This window comes from uncultured Veillonella sp. (genome assembly GCF_937981445.1).
Taxonomy (GTDB): Bacteria; Bacillota; Negativicutes; order Veillonellales; family Veillonellaceae; genus Veillonella_A.
The window spans coordinates 49881-65903 of record NZ_CALJON010000031.1 but is presented as its reverse complement, the minus strand read 5'-3'; the positions used below and the strand labels follow the sequence as shown (position 1 = coordinate 65903).

17 protein-coding genes are annotated in these 16023 nt (G+C 40.1%); 2 read left to right on the top strand and 15 right to left on the bottom strand.

The genetic code is table 11. From position 1 onward, the window contains the following. Positions 1 to 3: 3 nt before the first annotated feature. The 14 genes from atpA to Q0376_RS05030 form a co-directional block, all read right to left on the bottom strand. Positions 4 to 1539, bottom strand: a complete 1536-nt coding sequence (gene atpA / locus Q0376_RS05090; RefSeq protein WP_298704848.1) for a F0F1 ATP synthase subunit alpha — start codon at positions 1537 to 1539, stop codon at positions 4 to 6. A 2-nt stretch (positions 1540 to 1541) separates the two neighbouring features. Continuing rightward, a complete protein-coding gene (atpH, locus tag Q0376_RS05085; protein ID WP_298704846.1) occupies positions 1542 to 2108 on the bottom strand; it encodes an ATP synthase F1 subunit delta in 567 nt (188 codons plus the stop codon). Between the two features lie 4 nt (positions 2109 to 2112). Next, complete coding sequence (gene atpF / locus Q0376_RS05080) at positions 2113 to 2604, bottom strand: F0F1 ATP synthase subunit B (protein WP_298704844.1); 492 nt, start codon at positions 2602 to 2604, stop codon at positions 2113 to 2115. Positions 2605 to 2671: 67 nt separating this feature from the next. After that, a complete protein-coding gene (gene atpE, locus Q0376_RS05075) occupies positions 2672 to 2929 on the bottom strand; it encodes a F0F1 ATP synthase subunit C (RefSeq protein ID WP_298704842.1) in 258 nt (85 codons plus the stop codon). Between the two features lie 62 nt (positions 2930 to 2991). Beyond that, on the bottom strand, positions 2992 to 3663 hold the full coding sequence (atpB, locus tag Q0376_RS05070; protein WP_298704841.1) for a F0F1 ATP synthase subunit A: 672 nt from the start codon (positions 3661 to 3663) through the stop codon (positions 2992 to 2994). A gap of 92 nt (positions 3664 to 3755) precedes the next feature. After that, entirely contained in the window at positions 3756 to 4175 is a 420-nt protein-coding gene (locus tag Q0376_RS05065) for a hypothetical protein (RefSeq protein WP_298704839.1), read from the bottom strand. Next, positions 4172 to 4369, bottom strand: coding sequence for an AtpZ/AtpI family protein (locus tag Q0376_RS09325; RefSeq protein WP_363302989.1), 198 nt, complete (start codon positions 4367 to 4369; stop codon positions 4172 to 4174). The genes Q0376_RS05065 and Q0376_RS09325 overlap by 4 nt, the downstream gene beginning before the upstream one ends. A 532-nt stretch (positions 4370 to 4901) precedes the next feature. Then, positions 4902 to 6047, bottom strand: a complete 1146-nt coding sequence (gene wecB, locus Q0376_RS05060; RefSeq protein WP_298704837.1) for a non-hydrolyzing UDP-N-acetylglucosamine 2-epimerase — start codon at positions 6045 to 6047, stop codon at positions 4902 to 4904. A 20-nt stretch (positions 6048 to 6067) separates the two neighbouring features. Then, entirely contained in the window at positions 6068 to 7123 is a 1056-nt protein-coding gene (locus Q0376_RS05055) for a glycosyltransferase family 4 protein (protein WP_298704835.1), read from the bottom strand. 24 nt (positions 7124 to 7147) lie between these two features. Then, positions 7148 to 8506 (bottom strand): PFL family protein, encoded by a 1359-nt coding sequence (locus Q0376_RS05050; RefSeq protein ID WP_298704834.1) that lies wholly within the window; start codon positions 8504 to 8506, stop codon positions 7148 to 7150. Positions 8507 to 8514: 8 nt separating this feature from the next. Next, the gene (locus Q0376_RS05045; protein WP_298704832.1) at positions 8515 to 8784 is read right to left on the bottom strand and encodes an ACT domain-containing protein; all 270 of its coding nucleotides are present in this window, start codon (positions 8782 to 8784) and stop codon (positions 8515 to 8517) included. Between the two features lie 224 nt (positions 8785 to 9008). Further along, complete coding sequence (locus Q0376_RS05040) at positions 9009 to 10766, bottom strand: phosphoglucomutase (protein ID WP_298704830.1); 1758 nt, start codon at positions 10764 to 10766, stop codon at positions 9009 to 9011. A 220-nt stretch (positions 10767 to 10986) separates the two neighbouring features. Then, complete coding sequence (locus Q0376_RS05035) at positions 10987 to 12108, bottom strand: YitT family protein (RefSeq protein ID WP_298704828.1); 1122 nt, start codon at positions 12106 to 12108, stop codon at positions 10987 to 10989. 100 nt (positions 12109 to 12208) lie between these two features. Continuing rightward, positions 12209 to 13219, bottom strand: a complete 1011-nt coding sequence (locus Q0376_RS05030) for a YitT family protein (protein WP_298704826.1) — start codon at positions 13217 to 13219, stop codon at positions 12209 to 12211. A 222-nt stretch (positions 13220 to 13441) separates the two neighbouring features. Here Q0376_RS05030 and ispE point away from each other — a divergent pair, with 222 nt between their 5' ends. Both ispE and Q0376_RS05020 read left to right on the top strand, forming a co-directional pair. Continuing rightward, entirely contained in the window at positions 13442 to 14326 is an 885-nt protein-coding gene (gene ispE, locus Q0376_RS05025; protein ID WP_298704823.1) for a 4-(cytidine 5'-diphospho)-2-C-methyl-D-erythritol kinase, read from the top strand. Continuing rightward, positions 14326 to 15018, top strand: coding sequence for a GntR family transcriptional regulator (locus Q0376_RS05020; RefSeq protein WP_298704821.1), 693 nt, complete (start codon positions 14326 to 14328; stop codon positions 15016 to 15018). Before ispE ends, Q0376_RS05020 begins: the two co-directional genes overlap by 1 nt. A 331-nt stretch (positions 15019 to 15349) precedes the next feature. On the opposite strand, the gene Q0376_RS05015 is transcribed toward Q0376_RS05020, so the two are convergent. Continuing rightward, complete coding sequence (locus Q0376_RS05015) at positions 15350 to 15826, bottom strand: pyridoxamine 5'-phosphate oxidase family protein (RefSeq protein WP_298704819.1); 477 nt, start codon at positions 15824 to 15826, stop codon at positions 15350 to 15352. Positions 15827 to 16023: the final 197 nt, after the last annotated feature.

Here is a 16023-nt window from a genome sequence, read left to right as displayed (position 1 = left end):
TAACTACGCCTCCTCTGAAATCAAGTGATGGGAATCCCCAAATGATTCGATACATTCCTTAATAGCTTGTTTCAATTTTTCTTCCGTTGCTTCTTCTAATTTTTTAGCCGTAGCAATGTCAGTTAAAATATCGCCATGATTACTATGAATATAGCGTAATAAAGCATTTTGGAACTCAGATACATCAGCCACTTCAATAGAAGCTAAGTATCCATTAATACCTGCATATAAGCAAACAACTTGTTCTTCAACTTTTAAAGGAGAATATTGTGGTTGTTTTAACATTTCTGTTAAGCGTTCGCCACGGTCAAGCTGTGCTTTAGTAGATTTATCAAGATCAGAACCAAATTGAGCGAATGCCGCCAATTCACGATATTGTGCAAGGTCAAGACGAAGCTTACCAGCAACTTGTTTCATCGCTTTAATCTGTGCACTACCACCTACACGAGATACAGAAAGGCCAACGTCAACAGCTGGACGAACGCCAGAGTAGAACATATCAGTGCCCAAGAAAATCTGACCATCTGTAATGGAAATTACATTTGTCGGAATATAGGCAGATACGTCACCAGCCTGTGTTTCAATGATAGGTAATGCTGTGATAGAACCGCCACCTAATTCATCAGATAATTTAGCAGCACGTTCTAGTAAACGGGAATGTAAGTAGAATACGTCCCCTGGATACGCTTCACGTCCTGGTGGACGGCGAAGCAATAGACTCATAGCACGATATGCTGCGGCTTGCTTAGTCAAGTCATCATATACGCAAAGTACATGTTTGCCTTGATACATAAAATGTTCGCCCATAGCAACCCCAGAGTATGGTGCTAAGTACTGCATAGGTGCACCTTCAGAAGCCCCTGCAGATACAACGATAGTATAATCCATCGCACCAGCTTCTTCTAATTTTTGTACTACACGTGCTACAGTAGATTCTTTCTGACCAATAGCTACGTAAATACAAATTACATCTTGTCCTTTTTGGTTCAAGATTGTATCGATAGCAATAGCGGATTTACCAGTACCACGGTCACCAATGATAAGCTCACGTTGACCACGGCCAATTGGTACCATCGCGTCAATTGCTTTTAACCCTGTTTGTAATGGCTCAAATACAGATTTGCGGTCCGCAATGCCTGGTGCTGGGAATTCAACTGGACGATACCCTTCCGCTTTAATATCGCCTTTGCCATCAATAGGCTGCCCCAACGCATTAACTACGCGGCCAATAAGTTCATCACCTACTGGAACCTGCATGATACGACCAGTACGACGTACTTGGTCGCCTTCTTTAATTAAGAAGTCATCACCTAAAAGTACGGCACCAACATTGTCTAATTCAAGGTTGAGTACCATACCATATACACCATGTGGCAATTCCAATAATTCACCAGCCATGGCTTTTTCAAGACCGTAAATATGGGCAATACCGTCCCCTACTTCGAGAACTTTACCCACATCATCAACGTTAAGTTCCACATTATAGTCCTGAATCTGCTGTTTAATTATGGCAGTAATTTCTTCAGGCTTCATTTTCATACTTAACCATTCACCCCAATCTCAGTTGCACCTGTTGTAAGCAAGTGTTTCTTCAAATCTTCTAAACGACGCGTTACACTCGCATCAATACGAGTATCACCAATCTGAAGAATAATGCCACCTACAATCGTAGGATCCACTTTAATATCAAAAATGTACTGTTTGCCTGTAACAGCTTTTAACTTGTCAGCTAAGCTACTATAAATTTCATCAGGCATTGGTTCGCTTACTGTTACCGTAGCAGCGAAAATGCCGCGAGCTTCACGAGCTTTAATGATAAATTCTTTAATAGTAGACACAATATAGCGCATACGACCACGAGTAACCATGACTAACAAAAAGTTAAGAGCCAAGGCACTGATGGATTGGCCAAAGATTTTGGTCATCACATCACATTTTGCTTGTGTTTCTAAGGCTGGGTACAATAATAATGTGCCGAGTTCCGGCTGCGTATCCATAACATCCTTTACATAAGTGAGATCTTTTTCCATCTCTTCAAGAACGTTGCCTTCTTGTGCCAATTCAAAGATAGCGGTACTGTATTTATCTGTTACAATGTCTACACTCATACCATCACCCTATCGCTTTACTATCAAGCTTGGAGATTGCATCTTTAATCAAATCCATATTAGCTTGACTATCAAGATTTTTGGCTACAATTTTACCTGCCACAGCTACGGAAAGCGTAACCATATCTTCTCGTATCTGTTGCAATGCTTTTGCTCGTTCTCGTTCAATATCAAGACGAGCTTCTTCTTTTTCGCGTACTAGCTGTTCTCTTAATTCTTTAATTTGAGCTTGCGTATTGCTTTCCGCTTGTTTAGCTGCCGCTTCTACAATAGCTTGTGCTTCTTTACGAGCATTAGTTAACTGTGCTTCATACTCTTTTTTTGTTGCTTCGGCTGCTTCTAAAGTAGCTTGAGCATTTGCAAGATCACCCTCAATTTTATTGCGACGTTCTGTCATAATTTTTTGTAGAGGTTTGAAAGCAAATTTTGCTAAAATCGCAAACAAAATAAAGAAATTGATAAATTGAACTAGCAATGTACCGTTTACTTCTACCAACGGCGTAACCCCCTCTTAAAATGGATTAATTCTGCTTACCTGTTTTGTTCAATTTATAACAACCAGATTATAATTTACCTACAACAGTATCAGTAAATACAAGTACGATTGCGATAACGATAGCAATGATTGGAATCGCTTCGATTAAGCCGATAACGATGAATAAGTTAGTCATAATTTTACCAGCCATTTCAGGTTGACGAGTCATACCATCAAAAGCTTTACTTGCTGCAAAAGCATCACCAAATGCTGCTGCTAATGCTGCTAAACCTGCTACGAAACATGCACTAAATACGCTAACTGATAACAAAATCGCTTTTTCCATAATAAAAATCCTCCTAAATAATAAAATAATTTCTTACATTATGAACTGAGAAAACGATAGAATTAATGTTCATCCGCAATCGCCATACCTAAATAGGATGTAACAAGAATCGTAAATACAAAGGCTTGAATAACACCAATAACCAAACTAAAGGCTATCCAAATAATTGGCGCTAAATATGGGGCTAAATTATTTAATAGCTCCAATACGATTTCCCCGGCTATAATATTACCAAACAAACGGAAGCTTAATGTAACCGGCTTTGAAATTTCTTCAATCAAATGAAATATTGCGAATACAGCAAATGGTTGAAAATAATGTTTCAAATAACCAACACCCTTAATCCGCAAGCCAATGACCCAAACACTGACTGAACTAGCAAGTGCTAAGCCCAAGGTCGTATTCAAATCACTTGTTGGTGATACTAAAATGTGAGGACTTGGTAGCAAACCGAGCTCATTACTTACAAAAATGAAGAAGAAGAACGTAAATAATAAGGCCGTTAATTTGTTGAAATGCTCGCCAAGTGGTCCTTTAAACTGATTGCCAATAATCTCAAGCACCATTTCCACGCCATTTTGCATTCCACTGGGTACCATTCTACACTGCCGAGTGGCAAAATATGCTAATACGATAAGAATACCAAATACTAGCCATGTCATATATAGAGTATCCATATTAAATGCCATGCCCCACATATGAACTACCGTATGCTGTCCTGCATGTAATTCCATCAGATTCACCTCCTTCCTACTTATTAAATTGCCAATTACTCTATCTAAAAGTTAGTATATGTATTCACAAGACAATAGAAGTTTTACTCTGATTAATGAACTTTGGATATACCCATTTTTTCTTCCAATAAACGGGAACGAATATGTTCATAAAATGCGAAAGGTCTCCATACGAAAATCCCCGCAATATATGAAATATAATGAAATTCTAAAAATAATAAGTCCGCTAATAAAGTAGCAATTGCTACAATAATCAAACGAACAAATACACCACTTTTAGTAGCTCTAACAGCGGCTTCTGTACTTTTTTTGGCTGATTTATATACCCATACACCCAATACTAACATATAAATAATATTCGTTAGGCATCCCCAAACCCAGCCAATAATACACTCACTTAATTCTACAATCTCTAACAACAATGTTACTACTAGGGCGGCTAACATTACATGCACCGTCATTCTCTTAACAAACGTCAAAAATTGTAAGATGATAATGACCCCCTTAGTCACTTCACTACACGCAGGTATAAAGAATAAAGACCTCCTATACCTCCTGTAATTCCGCCCAAGAAAGTGAACCACGGCTTTGTGCCTAGGACATGATCCAAGCCCACACCAATGGCCAGACATATTAATATAGACGTTAGCAAGCTAAAGCCTGCTGAAAGAGCTACATTCAATGCCTTCAAAGTCGTCCGATCCATGGGTTTCATTAAGATCACCTGCTCTTTGATGAATTAAATAGACAACACAAGGTATAAAAAGTCAGTTCTTCTCACATATTAAAATTGTATACTACTGCTTCTTGTTAATACACATTAAATTATAGCATTTTTGGCACCTATACCACCAATGCAACTATGGTATGAATACTTTTACCTTGATTTGTCTACATCAATTTATCAAATGACAGTCAAAAACTGAACGTTATGCATATTTTCGAGACTTACAAAGTGATTATACAAAATTTTTTTACACTTTACAATAGATTTTTGTCCTTTACAAAAATACCGAATTATTCCAAAAAGTCATGGTGAGTATAATTTTTCATCACTTTTTCGAATAATGGTATATGCCAAAGAAATATGTCATCTCCTACCATTAAGCTCTCAAAAGAGTCTTAAAGTCTCAATATTTTCTATATATTGTGCAATTACCTTCAAATTCTACTATTTTATTTGTGGAGAAAAAGAAAAAACCCCTGTTGTCTCATCACGAGCTACAGAGGTTTTCCTTTTAATAACCAAATCGACTTGGCTTTTTACCACTATTTAAGAATTCAAAGCGCAAGGCCTCAACAATTCGTTGAGAGGCAATACCATCTCCATAAGGATTAACAGAGTTCGCCATTGCTTCATAGGCCTCTTTATGAGTCAACAAGCGATGTGCTGTACTATATACAGTTTCCTCATCAGTCCCTACTAGCTTCACAGTTCCCGCAGTAACTGCTTCAGGTCGTTCAGTTGTATTGCGAAGTACTAAAACTGGTTTGCCAAGGGCTGGCGCTTCTTCTTGAATTCCACCAGAATCGGTAAGTAATAAATAAGCACGAGCCATTAAATTAGCAAATGGTTCATATTCTAATGGATCGATTAAATGAACGCGCTCTACAGCTCCTAGTTCTTCGTCAACAATTTGTCGTACCTTAGGATTTCTATGTACCGGGAATACGACTTCAATGTCATCAAAATCTTCCACAAGTCGGCGAATGGCTCTGTATACATGGCGCATTGGCTCACCTAAATTTTCTCGTCTATGTGTGGTTACGAGAATAATGCGGCGCCCTTCATAATCTAAATTATTAAGTAATTCTTCATCAAAATGATATTCTTTTTTTACAGTCGTTTGCAATGCATCAATTACTGTATTGCCAGTCACATATAAATGAGCTGATCCTACATTCTCTTTCATGAGATTTTTTTCTGCACTTGAGGTTGGCGCAAAGTGATACGAAGCCAAGGAACCAGTCAATTTACGATTCATTTCTTCAGGGAATGGCGAATAAATATTGCCCGTACGTAGACCAGCTTCTACATGGCCTACAGGAATTTCTTGGTAAAAGGCAGCTAAGGCTCCCGCAAAGGTCGTCGTCGTATCGCCGTGAACAAGCACCACATCAGGCTTAGCATCAGCTAATACATCGCGAAGCCCTAATAAGGATTTACTCGTCACATCATATAATGTTTGGCCTTGGCACATAATATTTAAATCATATTGTGGTGTAATGCCAAATAAATTAAGCACTTGATCGAGCATTTCACGATGCTGTGCTGTTACTGTAACGATAGCCTCCATATCAGGCGCTGCTTCTAGAGCCTTTACAACAGGCGCCATCTTGATGGCTTCTGGTCGAGTTCCGAAAATCGTCATTACCTTTAACATAAATTCCTCCTGAGCACACTTTAGTTCTGTCTATGGGAAGCGGCTGCCTTCTCTTTGTTGATTACTTCGTCTTTAGCAATCATACCTAATTTAGTAGCAATAAATACACAAACGCAGAGAATCGCAAGTACAAGTGCGACCCCTACTAACCAATTGACCTTAGCCAATAAAATCGCTACATATCCTAATGCAGCAGTTACTGCATACATTAAAAGTACCGCTTGTTTTTGACTTAAGCCTAGGGCTAATAATCGATGGTGTACATGTCCTTTGTCTGGCTTAAACACAGGTCGTCCATTAATTTTTCGACGAATAATAGCAAAAGTCGTGTCTAAAATAGGTAAGCCTAGCACAATGATAGGTACTACTAAGGAAATAGTCGCCGCTGTTTTTACAGCTCCCATAACAGATATGGTGGCCATCGTATATCCTAACAACATACTGCCTGTATCACCCATAAAAATCTTAGCAGGATTAAAATTGTATTTTAAGAATCCCCCTGCCGCCCCAGCTAACGCCAAAGCAATACAAGCTAAATCAACCTGTCCCATTTGCCATAACACAGTAAAAATAGCGATGCAAGAAATAAAAGAAATCCCTGCTGCTAAACCATCAAGGCCATCAATTAAATTAACAATATTAGTAAATCCTACAATCCAAAAAATTGTTAAGGGTATCCCTAGATAGCCCAAATACAATAAATGTCCCCATGGATTAGTAATAAACTCTACTTGATTCCCAAACAGCACAATAATAGCTGCCGCTAAAATTTGGCCACATAATTTAGTTCTAGGACCAATTTGCTTGACGTCATCCCAAATACCGACGCCAACTAAGACTATGGACCCTATAATGAGACCTAAAATAGCTCTAATATCTTGCACTGTATATAAAACAGAAAGAATATAGCCAATAAAAATAGCCAATCCTCCTAAACGGGGCATCATGCCATGATGCACTTTACGAGCATCAGGCTTATCAACTGCCCCAATTCGTATCGCCAACCGTTTAATTAGCGGTGTAATCGCAAAGGTAATAACAAATGCTATTACAAATGCCCACACGTACACCGTCATTCTCGCACCTCCTCGTGCTAGCTCTTAGTTTGTTAGACTGCGTATAGGCGCCGGAATTCGACCGCCTCTTTTTATAAACTCATCAGCACTAAATGGACTTACTTCAATAATTGGGCAATATCCCAACAAACCACCGAATTCAACCATTTCACCTACAGTTTTACCAGGTACTGGAATTAGCCGCACGGCAGTAGTTTTATTATTAATCATCCCAATAGCTGCTTCATCAGCTATAATTGCTGAAATTGTCGCTGCTGATGTATCTCCTGGCACAGCAATCATATCAAGGCCTACGGAGCAAACACAAGTCATAGCTTCTAATTTATCTAAACTTAAGCTGCCCACTGCCACCGCATCAATCATGCCGCGGTCTTCACTAACAGGAATGAACGCACCACTTAAGCCACCTACATGAGAGGATGCCATAAGGCCACCCTTCTTAACGGCATCATTTAACAAGGCTAATGCCGCCGTCGTACCATGGGCCCCACAAGATGTAATCCCCATCTCTTCTAATACATGTGCTACGGAGTCACCCACTGCCGGCGTAGGAGCCAAGGATAAATCTATAATGCCAAATTTTTTATCTAATCGACGCGATGCCTCTTGCGCCACTAATTGACCCACACGAGTAATCTTAAAAGCGGTCCGCTTAATTGTTTCAGCCACTTCATCAAAAGACTTACCACGCACAGCTTCTAAGGCATGTTTTACCACCCCAGGGCCGCTGACACCAACACTAATGGTCGTGTCCCCTTCAGTAACACCATGGAAGGCTCCCGCCATAAACGGATTATCTTCTACTGGATTACAGAAAATAACGAGTTTAGCACAACCTAACGCATCTTGATGAGCCGTAAGTTTAGCTGTTTCCTTAACAACTTCACCCATTTGGGCCACTGCATCCATATTGATGCCTGCTTTAGTTGAGCCTACGCCAACGGAACTACATACAATATCCGTAGTAGCTAAGGCTTCTGGAATCGACGCAATGAGACGACGATCCCCTTCTGTATAGCCTTTGCTCACCAAGGCTGAAAAGCCACCAATGAAATTTACGCCTACGGTTTTAGCCGCTCTATCCAAAGCTTTTGCGACAGACACATAGTTTTTCAAATCGCTACCAGCTGCCACCAAAGAAATCGGTGTAACAGCTACGCGCTTATGAATAATGGGCACGCCAAGTTCCCGTTCAATAGCTTCCCCTGTAGCTACTAAATGTTCTGCTTCTTTGGTGATGTGATCATAAATACGATTGCACAAAGTTTTGCCATCCGCTGCTGTACAGCCGAGTAAGCTAATGCCCATCGTAATAGTTCGCACATCTAGCTTATTATCGTGAATCATGCGATTCGTTTCTAAAATATTATCAATGCTTAACATATGACCACCTACCCTACGCGATGCATGCTAACAAAAATGTCCGCATGTTGCGCTTGAATTTGCACGCCTAAGGCTTTGCCTTCGTTAGCTAACTCCTGTTGTACTGTAGCTAACGAATTTTTATCATCTGTTTCACACATCATAATCATATTAAACATGCCATCTAAAATCGTCTGATTAATAGATACAATATTTACCTCATTTTTAGCTAGTACCGCGGCAACGCCTGCAATAATCCCTACGCGGTCTACCCCTACTACAGTTACTACAATTTTCATATACTTCACCTTTTCTCTCTATACCTAGCAATAACTCCACAGGTTTGCACCAGCTAAGTCATCTGGCATGGCTACCTCTCAAAACAGTGGTCCTTCATTTATAACCACAGAATTTAAAGGTTCTTAAATAATAAAATATTATAGCATTTTTAAGGCCTTACTGTATAGCGTTTTTACGCGTCGCCTAAGATAGTTATCCTCTTTTAACTACCCATCCTACTACACTATCCAATCGCTTCATCCACTATCTTTTGCCCCTCTACGAGCAGTTCATCTACAGCGGTTTCCCCTTTGAAGCTTTCTGCATAAATTTTATATAAATCCTCTGTACCTGATGGTCTAGCCACTAAAAATCCTGATTCCGTACCAATGCGAACTCCACCGATAGCATAGTCTTTGTACAGCGAAGTAGTACGAATCGACTCAATAGGTTCACCAGAAAGCATGGTCGCTTTTACATCAGAAGCTTGTAAAGCACTTAATTTTTCCTTACTTTCCTTTGAACAAGCCGCATCAAAGCGTTTGAACACAGGGGCGCCATATGTTTTAACTAGCTCCTCATAATGAGCCACAGGACTCTTCCCAGTGGTGGCAAAAATTTCTAACGCCAACAAAGCCATCACCATGCCATCCTTATCCGTAGTCCACACATGGCCGTCCTTCATCAAGAAAGAGGCGCCTGCACTTTCTTCGCCACCAATACCAATGGTTTCATCAAATAATAAGGATGAGAAATATTTAAACCCTACAGGCACTTCATAAACGGGAATCCCTTGATCCTTACAATATCGATCAACTAAATTAGTCACTACTGCTGTTTTGCCAAATCCCTTGCCAGCCCAAGGTCTTGTTTTAAACAAGTACGCCCCTGCTACAGTTAGGAAATGATTTGGTGGAATCAAGCCTTCCGCTGTCACTATACCATAGCGGTCATAATCTGGATCATTACCTACCGCTACATCATAGGAGCCAATTTGCGCAATAACATCGGCCATAGCATAAGCCGATGAGCAGTCCATGCGAATAGCCCCATCATGGTCATAAGTCATAAAACTAAAAGTAGGGTCGTATTCACTATTAATAATAGTTAAGCCTAAATCATAGCGTTCACTAATAGCTTTCCAATAATTAGCACCGCTACCGCCTAACGCATTAACAAGCACTTTAAGATTAGCCTTTTTTATAGCTTCAAAATTAATAACCCCTTCTAACTCCTTCACATACTGGCCTTTAAAGTCATAAGCCCAGCGTAAATGAGGGTCAATCTGAGATTTTGCGATTCGCTTAATCCCTTCACCTTGCTTAGCAATATATTCATTAGCTCGAGCTTCAATCCACTTCGTTACATTCGTATCAGCAGGGCCACCATTGATAGGATTATACTTTATACCACCTTGGTCTGGCGGATTATGAGAAGGCGTAATCACGATACCATCAGCGTATCCCTTAGTAGCAACATGTTGATTATGCCCTTTTCCGCGCTGCTCCACACCCTTAATTTCCTGTTCAATTTCTTCAGCTCCGCCACAAGAGCCACTTGTAAATACTTTCTTCTGAGCAACCGCTTGCTTTAAGGTTTCATTAATAATTTGATTATAACGGATAATCGCTCGCGACACACTTGGTGTAGGCACAAAATCGCCGCCTTCATCAACGGCTGCCACTACACCATTACCAGCTAGCACTTCTAATACTGTTTCCAACGCCGGCGTAGAAAGGGCATGCGTATCATGTCCCACAAAGCAAACACCTGTAGCGCCGAACGCATTCCGTCCATCACAAATAGCTTGCGTAATCGCGGCCACATGAAGTTCATTAAAACTCCGCTCCAAAGATTTGCCTCTATGTCCCGAAGTACCAAAGGAAATGCGTTCACCTTTCTCCTCATGACGTGGCACTAAATTATAATAGGCTTCCGTTATTGTGGCCACTCGAATGCAGTCCTCTGGTCTTACTTTCTTACCCGCTAACTCACTAATCATCAACAATCCTCCTCATTCTCAGCGCTATGCTTGCGATCTAGCTTCTTCCTCATATTCATAATCCATCGTATTACTCTATACCATACTATTTATTCTTGAGCTTTTTCCTTCCCCTCTATCCTTACGCCCATACTAGTTTCAATGCTTACACTCCATCTTACACAATACGCTTATACGCTATCTTAAACAATACGTTTATACTCTATCTTAAACAATATGCTTACACTCTATTCTGATTGGCCTCATGTAATCGTCTTCGTCTGATTCGCGCTGTGCGGCTTGGACTCATTGCATACACAGTAGCTTCCAAATTAGATGCTGGTTTTATCAATCCTTTACCTACCGCTTCAACGCTTATTTTACTAGCAGCTGCAACGCTTCCTTTACAAGCAGCCTCGCCCCTTCCTTCAGAGAGACTTCTACTTGCTAAATCAGCTTGCCTACAAGCTTCTTGAGCTTGCTCAGACAATTTCTTTTCACTCTTAAATGTAAACCCTTGACCTATCACTTCAGCAACATCAGTGATCATCAAAAAGGCTGTGGGATCTTCTCTTTGAATGGCTTCTTTTAATTTGCTCACTTGCATAAGCCCAACAACAACCAAAATCACCTGCTTATGCTGATGCGTATAGGCACCTTCACCATTTAAAATAGTAGCACCACGACCAATTTTATGCAAAATAACATTACAAATTGTATCAGACTTGCGCGATACAATAAAGATAGCTTTGCGCTGCGAAAAGCCTACAATTACTTTATTAGTTAAAAATGCGGAAATGTAGCTACTAATCAATGTAATAGCAGCCGAATCCATACTAATAACAAAGGCAGCAACGACTAAAATCATCATATTAATGGCTAATAGTACGCTGCCAATTTGCATGCCATAATACTTGCGGATAATCAGAGCAATAGGATCTAACCCACCAGTATTACCACCGGCACGATACACTACACCAAGTCCAATACCACTAAAAATACCACCTAAAATGGAGCCTACTACAGGGTCACTCGTCAAATGATATAGAGATAAAAAGTGTAATTGGTCTATAAAATAGGACGACACAACGGTTCCAAATAAGGTCATAAACACATGCCAGCGACCTAACCAGCGGTACGCAGCATATACAATTGGAATGTTCAAGATTAAGTTCATAACCCCGATAGGAATTCCCGTTATATAGTATTGAATTAATGCTACACCACTAATACCGCCACTAACTAGTTTATGAGGCACTAAAAAAGCATCAATGCCTATGGAGAACAAAATTGTTCCCAATGTTACTTTAATCAACGAAATTATCGTACGTTTCCATTCTTCTGCAGTCCACCGTAAAGTCATAGGGCCTCCTTTAATTGGCTCTCATACAGCAACTCAAGTTGTTCGGCTCTCTCCTCAGCTCCAGCAACTAACTACGTACTACGCTAACACTTGATGCTTCCTAATCCCTCCCCTTATGTCTATCTTTTTTAGTATCAATCACTTTAACATTAACCACTGTATCATGAGCAGCTGTATCGCTCACCACTGTGCCCTTGCTTCGATCTACCTCAGCAGCATCTGCTTTAGCCATAATGCTCTGCACCACTTCAGGCCTTACATTAGGTGTTACAGGCATGGTAAAGCCCTGTCCAATCACCTCTGCGGCATCAGTAATAATCATAAAGGCATTGGGATCTTCTTTTTCTACATAATCTTTTAATTTGGCAATCTGCATAAGCCCCACCACGACCATGACAATCTGCCGTGATTGGTGTGTATACGCCCCTTCACCATGCAAAATAGTAGCGCCTCGGCCCATATTATGAATAATGAGTTCGCATATTTCATTGGGCTTACAAGAGATTATAAACGCTGCTTTGCGCTGACTAAAACCTACTACTACTTTATTAGTTACCATGCCCATGGCATATATACTAATAAGGGTTACCGCCGCTGATTCCACACTCACTACGATAGCCGCAGCGAATAAAATGAGTACATTAATGCCAAAAATTATGCTCCCCATTTGAAGTCCATAGTATTTTCTAATAATTAAGGCAATCGGATCAAGCCCGCCAGTATTACCACCAGCACGATATACAATGCCTAAACCAAGGCCACAAAAAATACCACCTAACAAAGATCCAATAATAGGGTCTGTCGTTAAATTATAGGTCTCCATGAAGGCCAAAGCATTAATACAAAAAGAAATGACTAGGGTTCCAAAAATTGTAATCCCCACATGCCAACGCCCCAACCAGCGGTAAGCGGCATATAAAATTGGAATATTCAAAATCAAATTTAAAGTACCTACTTGAATCCCTGTTAAATAATAGAGCATTAAGGCAACACCACTAAGGCTACCACTTACGAGTTTATGAGGCACAATAAACGCATCAATGCCTATGGCAAAAATAATCGACCCCAAGGTCGTCATTATTAAGGCATTAATTGTTTTCTTCCACTTCATGGATAGGCCCTCCTAAAATTGAAATTTCTCTTCCAATAGCTTATAATTTTAAATAGCTAAATCTAATACGTATACAATATACACTGCTTAGGTCGATTACATATTTTGTACACAATTTGTGTACATATCATATACGTTCATCTTAACCTAAGCTCTATATAATTTCAACTGTAAAAGCTAGTAAATAAAACCTTTTTCCTCATTTATAAAGGAGATTTCATAATGGAGCAATTAAGTTTCAGTAAAATCAACATTGGTCTCGCCATACTAGACAAGCGAGAGGATGGATACCACAATATTGACACTGTATTTCAATCTATCTACCTCGGTGATTCCATCTATTTTGCCAAGCATCATTCTGTTGTATTCTCAGGCATGGCACCAGATCTACCACCTTATATGCAGAATATGATTCCCTATGACGAATCCAATTTAGCCATGAAGGCCTTGCGCTTAGTACAAAAATACACCGGCTCTACGCAAGGTGGCGCCATTCATCTTATGAAGCGAGTGCCTCCTGCCGCTGGACTTGGTGGTGGTAGCTCCGATGCAGCAGCCATGCTATTAGGGCTCAATAAATTTTGGGACTTGCAGCTCACCGAAGAAGAGCTCATGAATCTAGCCAATGAACTAGGTTCCGATGTACCATTCCTTATGAAAGGCGGCACTGCTCGCGGTACAGGGCGCGGTGAAATTTTAGAAACGTTGCCAACTGGCGACCCCCATTGGCTCCTCATAGTAAAACCAGAGCTCTCCGTTTCAACAGCCGCTGCGTATGGGCGTTTTGAAGGCAAGTCTAACATCACTAGCCATACTATAGTTCAAGTGGTGGAAGCCGTAAAAGAGCATCGCATTCGCGAAGCTATGGAACTAAGTGGCAATACCTTTGAAGAACTTCTATTCCCACTGCATCCAGAACTCCAAGAATGTAAGGACTTCTTCATTAAACGCGGTTATACCACTATCATGACCGGTAGCGGTCCTACTATGGTTGTGTATTTACCAACAGCTCGAGAAGCTCTTACATTACAAGACGAAATCAAAAAAGCAGGCCATACTTGGCTCTCATTAATCACCAAAACTCATGGCAAGGAGGCTTTAAAATAATGTCAAAAGATTTAGGCCGTTTACAACCCATCTCACTTACCTCGTATAAACCATTGCGCGAGGTTGTCTGTGAATCATTGCGCCAAGCCATTCGTGATGGCGTGTTTAAACCAGGCGAACGCCTCATGGAAATCCCCCTCGCCGAAGAGTTAGGCGTAAGTCGCACGCCAGTACGTGAAGCTATTAGAAAACTCGAGCTAGAAGGTTTTGTTGTTATGATTCCTCATAGAGGCACTTATGTAGCAGATATTTCCCTAAAAGATATTGCACAAGTATTTGAAATTCGCTCAGCCTTAGAAGAATTAGCTGCAGCTTTAGCGGCAGAACGCATTACAACAGACGAAATCGAATATTTAGAACGCATGCTTGTAGAAATTGGTACCTATATGGAAGAAAAAAATATGGATAAAATCGTTGAAGCGGACATCAATTTTCATGAAGTACTTTACAAAGCCTCCCGGAATGAACGCTTAGTGGAAATCATCCATAATCTACGGGAGCAAACCTTGCGCTTCCGCACTATGTCCATGAACCAGCCAGGGCGACTCGTAAAAACCTGGGAAGAGCATCGTTTGCTAGTCGAGGCCATTGCAGAGCGCAATGCAGCCCAAGCAAGAGATATTGCTAGACTTCATATGGAACATTCTGAACAAGCCTTACTAAAAGGCCTTCACATTGATTATAAGGCATAAATATACTGCTTAAGTCTATGACATCAGGTCCCAGCCTTACGAAAAACTACCTCACAGTAGCTAACATATTATAAAAAATAAAAGCCTCACCTTTTAACCGGTTAGTAAGTTATCCTTTAAAGTTAAATGTACTCCATCTTTCTTTTAAGGTCTAACATAACGGTTTCAGGGTGAGACTTTTTTTATTTGCCCTATAGACGCCTTTACAATGTATAAAGCTATAAAAATCTTTATATATCTGTATATATTTTATATCTTTATATATCTGTATAGCTGTGTATAGCTATATTTATCTGTATAGCTTTTTATACTCTTTTTAATACTGTAAAAACTACTCCGAAAGCTTAGCTTTACAGCTCAACTCAGTACTTACCAACTTTATCACAGCCACACCTTTTAACATAGCTGGTTCATAATCCCATTCATATTTATTTGTATAATGACCCATGATTAAGTTCAAAGCATGCTCTTTTTCTGCCATATCTTCTACTATGCTCGCATCCGCTTCGCCAATAACACTAAAAAACGTAGATGAGTAATCACAAGCAATATCTGCTGGCAACAATCGCTGTCCTCCATCGAGCTCATATGCTGCATAGCCAGTGGCTTTAACTAAATCTAACTTACGCCCCACTGGTGCCCCATGACAATAGAACACATCCTTACCATCAACCTCTTCATAAGCAAAATGCAAAGGCACAATATAAATTCTATCGCCATCACGCAAACCCAAACGAATTGCTCTTGCACGGTTAATTAATTCAACAATCTCCTTCTTATCAGTAACCTGACGATCTTGACGACGCATAAACCATTCCTCCTTAATACAAAACCTATTCTTATTTTACACCATTTATAAAAAAGCATTTCACGTATATCTTCTAAGACCTAATGATATACATAAAATGCTTTTAGCAAACTACCCGGTGGCAGTATCTATATATAATTTAACATTCCCAACGAGCCTTTTCTCTCTTGTGCTAGCTGGGTACGGCTAGTAGAGTA

Excerpts from the sequence above, each read along its gene's own strand:
- Q0376_RS05055 (WP_298704835.1), bottom strand. The coding sequence starts at position 7,123 with ATGACGGTGTACGTGTGGGCATTTGTAATAGCATTTGTTATTACCTTT.
- Q0376_RS05015 (WP_298704819.1), bottom strand. The coding sequence starts at position 15,826 with ATGCGTCGTCAAGATCGTCAGGTTACTGATAAGAAGGAGATTGTTGAA.
- atpE (WP_298704842.1), bottom strand. The coding sequence starts at position 2,929 with ATGGAAAAAGCGATTTTGTTATCAGTTAGCGTATTTAGTGCATGTTTC.
- Q0376_RS05045 (WP_298704832.1), bottom strand. The coding sequence starts at position 8,784 with ATGAAAATTGTAGTAACTGTAGTAGGGGTAGACCGCGTAGGGATTATT.
- ispE (WP_298704823.1), top strand. The coding sequence starts at position 13,442 with ATGGAGCAATTAAGTTTCAGTAAAATCAACATTGGTCTCGCCATACTA.
- Q0376_RS05040 (WP_298704830.1), bottom strand. The coding sequence starts at position 10,766 with ATGATTAGTGAGTTAGCGGGTAAGAAAGTAAGACCAGAGGACTGCATT.
- Q0376_RS05050 (WP_298704834.1), bottom strand. The coding sequence starts at position 8,506 with ATGTTAAGCATTGATAATATTTTAGAAACGAATCGCATGATTCACGAT.
- atpB (WP_298704841.1), bottom strand. The coding sequence starts at position 3,663 with ATGGAATTACATGCAGGACAGCATACGGTAGTTCATATGTGGGGCATG.
- wecB (WP_298704837.1), bottom strand. The coding sequence starts at position 6,047 with ATGTTAAAGGTAATGACGATTTTCGGAACTCGACCAGAAGCCATCAAG.
- atpH (WP_298704846.1), bottom strand. The coding sequence starts at position 2,108 with ATGAGTGTAGACATTGTAACAGATAAATACAGTACCGCTATCTTTGAA.
- Q0376_RS05035 (WP_298704828.1), bottom strand. The coding sequence starts at position 12,108 with ATGACTTTACGGTGGACTGCAGAAGAATGGAAACGTACGATAATTTCG.
- Q0376_RS09325 (WP_363302989.1), bottom strand. The coding sequence starts at position 4,369 with ATGGATCGGACGACTTTGAAGGCATTGAATGTAGCTCTTTCAGCAGGC.
- Q0376_RS05030 (WP_298704826.1), bottom strand. The coding sequence starts at position 13,219 with ATGAAGTGGAAGAAAACAATTAATGCCTTAATAATGACGACCTTGGGG.
- Q0376_RS05020 (WP_298704821.1), top strand. The coding sequence starts at position 14,326 with ATGTCAAAAGATTTAGGCCGTTTACAACCCATCTCACTTACCTCGTAT.
- atpA (WP_298704848.1), bottom strand. The coding sequence starts at position 1,539 with ATGAAAATGAAGCCTGAAGAAATTACTGCCATAATTAAACAGCAGATT.